A 5,945-nucleotide genomic window follows, 5' to 3' on the forward strand; every position below is an offset into this window, starting at 1 on the left:
ACGCGCTCGAGGCGCCCTTCCGCCGCATGCTCGAGCGCTACGGCCTCGACGCTGCCGACTGGGACAAGATCCGCGCGACACCGCTCGAGGAAGATCTGGGCGCGACCTGGCTCAAGCCGCGCTCGATCGAGGATCCTGTGCTGCAGCGGCGCGTGATGGAAATGATCCTCGCCGAAACTGACATGGCGGTGCCGGTGCCGGGGATCCGGCAACAGGCACTCATCAATTCGCGCGCCAAGCGCGGCACCTGGCTGGGTGAGCTGCTGCGCACGGGCTTCCAGTTCAAATCGTTCCCCGTGACGGTGATGTTCCTGCAGGGCCAGCGGATCATGGGGCAGCAAGGCTGGAACCGTGCTGCCTATGCCACGGGCATGATCGCGCTCACCACTGCCGCCGGCGCGCTAGCGATCGACATGAAGGATGTTGCCAAGGGTCGCGATCCGCGGCCGCATGCTGACTGGGAATTCTGGCTCGAGGCGGCGTTCCAGGGCGGCGGCGCCGGCATCTATGGCGATTTCATCCGTTCGTCCGAAAGCCGCTTCGGCAGCGGCATCGATGACACGCTCAAGGGTCCGGCGTGGCAGACTGCCGCGACAATCGAGAGCCTGACGCTCGATCCGCTCTGGGCGCTCAAGGAAGGCAAGGATCCCAAGATCGGCAAGAAGGCCGTTCGGGCGCTGCGTTCGGAAACACCGGGCGGGTCGCTCTGGTATCTGCGCCTGGGCTTCGAGCGGTTGCTCGCCGACCAGCTGCAGGAATGGGCGGACCCCGATTATCGCCAGAGCTGGCGGCGCATGGAACGTGACGCCGACAAGCGCGGGCAGGAATTCTACTGGGCACCCGGCGAGACGGCGCCGGACCGTGCCCCCGATATCTCCAATCTGTTTGAGGGGCAGGATCAATGACCGTCGCCGCACTCGCTTCGTCGATCAGCTATATTGAGAATGGGGTCACGCTCGCTTTCGCGGCGCCATTTCGTTTCAAGAGCCCGACGACGGTTAAGGCCTCGCGCGTGCTTGCCAATGGTAACGTCGTCGAGCTCACGTATGGTGTTGACTACTCCGTGACTGGAGGCAGCACGGATGCGGGAGGTACGCTGACGCTGGTGTCATCGATCGCCGGCGCCAGGCTGCGGATCCGGCGAGAAACGCCTCGTGCGCAAACGATGGACTATACGCCAGGCGATCGCTTCCCTGCGGAAAGCCACGAGCTTACTGTCGACACGGCGATGCTGATCGACCAGGAGCAGGATGATCGCATTGACGACACCGCCTCGCGGGCGCTGATGGTCCCGGACGGCGAGACGGCGCAGGTGTTGCCCCCCGTGTCCGCGCGTGTCGGGGGCAACAAAATCGTTGCGCCGGATCCGCATACGGGCGTTATCACTGTTCTTAATGGCACCGCGTTCAAGGGTGATCCCGGGTCAGCTGGGGAAGGCTATTCGACACGCGCAGCGCTGGCGATGGCGGGAAATGACGCGACCAATGCCGACGACGCCTATCTGACCGAGGGAGTGCCGTTCGTGAACGGTCGCTTCGGCAAGTTCATCTTTAACACGGTTGACCTGTCTGCCGAGGTCGCGGCCGATCCGGCCCAGGGCATTTATGTCGCCACACAGGCTGACCCGACCGGCGCGTCCGGTGCATGGGTTCGCGTGGTTGATGGGGCGCATAACGTCTTCTGGTTCGGGGCCGTCGGCGACGGCGTGACGGACGACAGTGCCGCCATCCAGGCTGCAGCCAACGCTTCGAAATATCTGAGCATTCCGCCCGGCAAGTTCGTGCTCGGCAGCACTGTTACGCTCAAAAGCGGACAGCAAGTGTTCGGCGTGGGCAAGTCGGCGTGGGAGCCCTACACCGAAACCGTTTTTCCCGATGTCTATAAGTCCGAGATCCTTGTCGACGGCATTCTCGCCTTCAATGCCTCGGTGACCAACAGCGTCTCGATCCGGGGGATAGCAATCAAGGCGATCGGTGGAACGCAATCGGTATGGGCGAGCCCTGCCGGCAAGCAGGCCGGTTCGATCGGCATCGACATAACCAGCTCGACGCAATTCGAGGCGGACGACATTTCGCTTCATGGGCTGGAAGTGGGCATTGACGCCAACCAGGTCGACGGTTCGGCCGACACTCAGATGCCGCGGATCACGAACTGGATGGCAACCGATTGCGGAAAGGTGTTTCGGTTCGGCACGCCCACCGCGGCGGTTTACACGGTAAGGGACGCGCGGATCGCCGACAGCGTGATCGCCCTGCACTGCGACATGGTGATCGATGCGCATCGCTGTGACGGCCTGCGTGTCGAGAACGCCCGTATATTCCCGGGCTTTGGCAAGCAAATCTATATCCGGGAAACGCCGTTCGTGAACTTCAGTGCCGTCACGGTATTCGAGACGACCGACCATCAGGTAACGCTGGAGAACTGCCTGCATGCTTCGCTCAGCGGCCTTACCCTGGCGCGCGCGGGCGCATATGACACCGCGATCCCGTACTTTCCCAAGATGGCCCTTCGGCTGATCGGCTGCAAAGACGTGTTTGCCAGCGGTCAGATCCAGCAGTGCGGTGATCGCGCGATCGATGTGATCGGCTGCGAAGGCGTTAGCCTCAACTTCAATATTGGTACGCCGTTCTGGACCAATGGCGCCTTCGTCAACGAGAGCGGTGCGGTCAGCATCGTCACGAGCAAGAACGTCAACGCCAACGTGTCATTCAGCGGCCAGATTTGCTGGGTGGGCGTTTGGGCGGACCTCGAAAGCTCGCTGACGCTATCCGGGTCCTTCTCTGGCGATCCGCTGTTCGGCGCCGTGCGGGCATCGAACCTGCAACAGAAGGGCGCCTATCGTTTCACATTGGGTGCGGATCTGGCGCTCGGCGCGGGTGGCGTCTCAGCATTTGCTTCCCTGCGAGCTTTTATCCCGGCGGGCAAGATCTTGCAGCCGCGTTCCGTCGAACTCACGCACTATCCTGCCCAGCTGCGCGTTGTGTCGAACGTCACGGCGGAGGCCGTGATATGGGAGAATGCGGAAGAGCTGATTGCAGGTGTCAGCTACGGCTCGATCTCTCTCCAGGACAAGCCTCTATATGACAACACCGCTGGCGCAGGAGGCTGGAAAACGGTCGAGCTGACGCTGCGGAACCCCACCGGTGGCGTGATCACAGTTCCGGCGGGTACCGAAATCCGCATTTCGACGGCGCTCCAATAATGGGCGGTCTAGCGCTTGTACCGCGTGCCGCTGCGCAGCACGTTCTTGGCGGCAGACTTGATGCGTTGCGTCATCGGGACTTTGATCTTCTTCCCGTTGGCGCTCCCACCGACGTTGCGGCCCGTCTTGATGTCGACGGGATAGCGCCGGAACAGTCCGCGCTCTTCGTCGGAGAGCAGCGGCGTGAAATAGCCGCAGTCCTCGAAATAGTAGTGCGTGACCTGGCTGTGGCGCGTTCGCGCAGGATCGAGGATTGGCTGGCCACCGTGCAGGAGATTGGCGCTCCAGATCAGCGCCTGTCCACGCTTCAGATGGGCCTCCTCGGCGATGAAACCTTGTTCCTGAACGATGCTCTCGATGCCGGGCTCGTAGACGGAGCGATAGAGCAGATAAGTGTCATGCCCATCAAGCCTGTCAACGCCGAAGTCATTGAGCGTGGCATGGGGCAGCTTTTGGGAACCGGGATAGTAGCGCAGCGGCCCGTTGTTGGCGTCGATGTCCTCGAGCGCGACCCACACGCCGGCCATGAAGCCAGCGGGGTTGCTGTCGAAGTGGATCGTGTCGCTGTGGGTTGCCTGCTGTGTCCCGCGGTTGAAGTTGAGCGTTTGGAAGGCGAACGCCTTGCGCCCGTAGAGATGTGCCAACGTGTCGAGAATCTGGGGGGACGTGGCGAGTTGCCGAACTTCCGGACAACGGCGCCAGGCATTCTCGATACGGCATGTGTCATCATAAACCGGCGCGAGATCACTGATGATGGCGTCGGCCGCGCTGTCGAAGTCGGGAATATCGAGGTCGATCACGACATAGCCCTTCGCGCCGAATTCTGCGGCGAGGATCTCTGGTTCCGTAAGCGCAGCCTGTGTTGCCATGTTGATCTCCCCCTTTTGAATGTTGCGCCAAGTAGCGGATATGCAAGGACGAATTATCGCCCTGACGGCGTGCTGTACGACATGCTCGCCGTAACGACAAAGCGAAATTGTGGCCATTATGGCCATACGGAACCGGGCGAGCGCAGCGCATGATGGAGGGTCTCGAAGATCTGAAACAGTGGGTGGCTGCCGGCGGCAGCGCGGGTGCTGTCTTCGGCGCTGTGTTCTTCGCGCTGCGCTGGTTTGTGAACTGGATCGCTGAGCGGCATGACAAGCGCCAGGCGAGCCTGGATGCTGAGCACGCGGAACTCGATCAGAGCTGGAAAAGCTATCGCCTGGTGCTTGAGCGTGAGCTGGGCACGATAAAGCGCGAACTCAACGCGGTTCGCTTTGCCTTCCAGCGCGTCTCGGCCGCGCTGATCGAGGTCGATCCTACAAACCCGGCAATTGCCGAGGCGGCGCATATTATGGCCATCGCATTCCCTGCGGACTTCTCGCTCGACGTCGCGCGGGCGGAGGCGGCGCTTAACGGGCATGCAAAGGAAGGGGGCAAGCTATGAGTGACAGGCGCGCGATTTTCGCGACGATCAAGGCCGCGCGTCCGGGCGCGCTGGGCTGGACGACGGCCGAGATCCGCGAGCTCGACAATGTGCTCGATCGACTGGGCGTTCCGCGCGATCAGGATCCGGCAGTAGGATGGAGCAACGATCCGCAATGGATCCGCGTCGCCAGGCCCCTGATCGGGCAACGCGAGATCCCGGGGCCGCAGCATAATGGCTGGATCGCCAAGGGCTGGGCGCGCCTCGGCGCCGGATGGTTCAACGATGACGAAACGCCTTGGTGCGGCTTCTTCGTCGCGCATTGCATGGATGCGGCGGGGCTTCCTTATCCGGCTAAAGGCGAGTTCGCGCGCGCTGCGGCATGGGCCAGCTACGGCATAGCCTGCCCCGCGCAGCTCGGAGCGATCGGCGTGAAGAAGCGCGACGGCGGCAATCACGTTTTCTTCATCGTCGGGGAGACGCCCGATAAGCGCTTCTTCAAGGCGCTGGGCGGAAACCAGTCGAACCGCGTGAACGTGATGGATATAGCCAAGTCCGACGTGTACGCGATCCGATGGCCCGCCAGCATGCCGCTTGCCGGCATAGCCCTGCCCGTCATGCCCGCGGGCACGATCTCGAGGAACGAGGCGTGAGGGGCTGGACCGCCGCCGACTGGCGCAAGTTCCTCGGCATCCTGTTCCTTGGCGGCGGCGGCATCGCCTGCACGGTGCTGACATGGCGGTCGATCGACGTGATGGCGGTCAAGTCGTCTAGCCCCTGGCCGATTGCCTATGTGGCCTATGGCTGCATTGTCCTAATTGGGATCGTGCTGCTTGGCTTTTCCGCCATCCTCGGCCGCCGCGTGTTCAAGATCCGCGCGGGTGATCGCGAGATCGACTTCACGGGCGAGGACGCCGCCACTCAGCTTGAGGAGCATCTGCAATGATCGACGTGACTGAGCTGCCGCGCCGGGTGGCGATCGCGATTATCGGCATCGTGATCGTCGCCATGATCCTGATCTTCGCGATCAGGGGTTGCGCTAATGGTCGCCAGGATGCCGCTCAGGCGCGGCAGGATGCGAAGGGTTCCGCAGCCTTGTCCAATGCCGCGAAGGGCGCTGTGGGCGTCGTGGTGGCCCGCCAGGGAGCAGAAGCGAATATCGACGCGATAGTCGACCAGGCAAGCAAGGAGATCGAAAATGCGCCGAACCCTGCTGCGGCTCGCGCCGCTACCCTTAATGCTGTGTGCCAGCTGCGCCTATACCGTGAGCGGCCTGAATGCCAGGTGCAGCGAACTGGTCCCTGAGAGCTGGGAAAAGGGCGTCGATGGCGTCGA

At 62.6% G+C, this 5,945-nt stretch carries 7 protein-coding genes; 6 read left to right on the forward strand and 1 reads right to left on the reverse strand.

The window, feature by feature from the left end; translation table 11 throughout:
• Positions 1-905 (forward strand): hypothetical protein (locus MKI88_RS21060; protein ID WP_241633515.1); only part of this gene is annotated, 905 nt, incomplete at its 5' end.
• Positions 902-3,202: a glycosyl hydrolase family 28-related protein gene (locus MKI88_RS21065; protein ID WP_241633516.1), complete on the forward strand. Its 2,301-nt coding sequence runs from the start codon at positions 902-904 to the stop codon at positions 3,200-3,202. The genes MKI88_RS21060 and MKI88_RS21065, both read left to right, overlap by 4 nt.
• Before the next feature lie 8 nt (positions 3,203-3,210).
• Here MKI88_RS21065 and MKI88_RS21070 read toward each other — a convergent pair whose 3' ends face one another.
• Entirely contained in the window at positions 3,211-4,002 is a 792-nt protein-coding gene (locus MKI88_RS21070) for a phytanoyl-CoA dioxygenase family protein (RefSeq protein WP_241633517.1), read from the reverse strand.
• A gap of 218 nt (positions 4,003-4,220) precedes the next feature.
• Between MKI88_RS21070 and MKI88_RS21075 the strand changes: the two genes are divergently transcribed.
• Genes MKI88_RS21075 through MKI88_RS21090 form a run of 4 tightly spaced genes read left to right on the forward strand, consistent with a single transcriptional unit; the run spans position 4,221 to position 5,915 of the window.
• A complete protein-coding gene (locus MKI88_RS21075) occupies positions 4,221-4,631 on the forward strand; it encodes a hypothetical protein (RefSeq protein WP_241633518.1) in 411 nt (136 codons plus the stop codon).
• A complete protein-coding gene (locus MKI88_RS21080; RefSeq protein ID WP_241633519.1) occupies positions 4,628-5,263 on the forward strand; it encodes a TIGR02594 family protein in 636 nt (211 codons plus the stop codon). Before MKI88_RS21075 ends, MKI88_RS21080 begins: the two co-directional genes overlap by 4 nt.
• Positions 5,260-5,556, forward strand: coding sequence for a hypothetical protein (locus MKI88_RS21085; RefSeq protein WP_241633520.1), 297 nt, complete (start codon positions 5,260-5,262; stop codon positions 5,554-5,556). The genes MKI88_RS21080 and MKI88_RS21085 overlap by 4 nt, the downstream gene beginning before the upstream one ends.
• Complete coding sequence (locus MKI88_RS21090; protein WP_241633521.1) at positions 5,553-5,915, forward strand: hypothetical protein; 363 nt, start codon at positions 5,553-5,555, stop codon at positions 5,913-5,915. The genes MKI88_RS21085 and MKI88_RS21090 overlap by 4 nt, the downstream gene beginning before the upstream one ends.
• Positions 5,916-5,945 lie beyond the last annotated feature (30 nt).

Source organism: Sphingomonas sp. LaA6.9, assembly GCF_022601895.1.
In the GTDB taxonomy this organism is placed as follows: Bacteria; Pseudomonadota; Alphaproteobacteria; order Sphingomonadales; family Sphingomonadaceae; genus Sphingobium_A.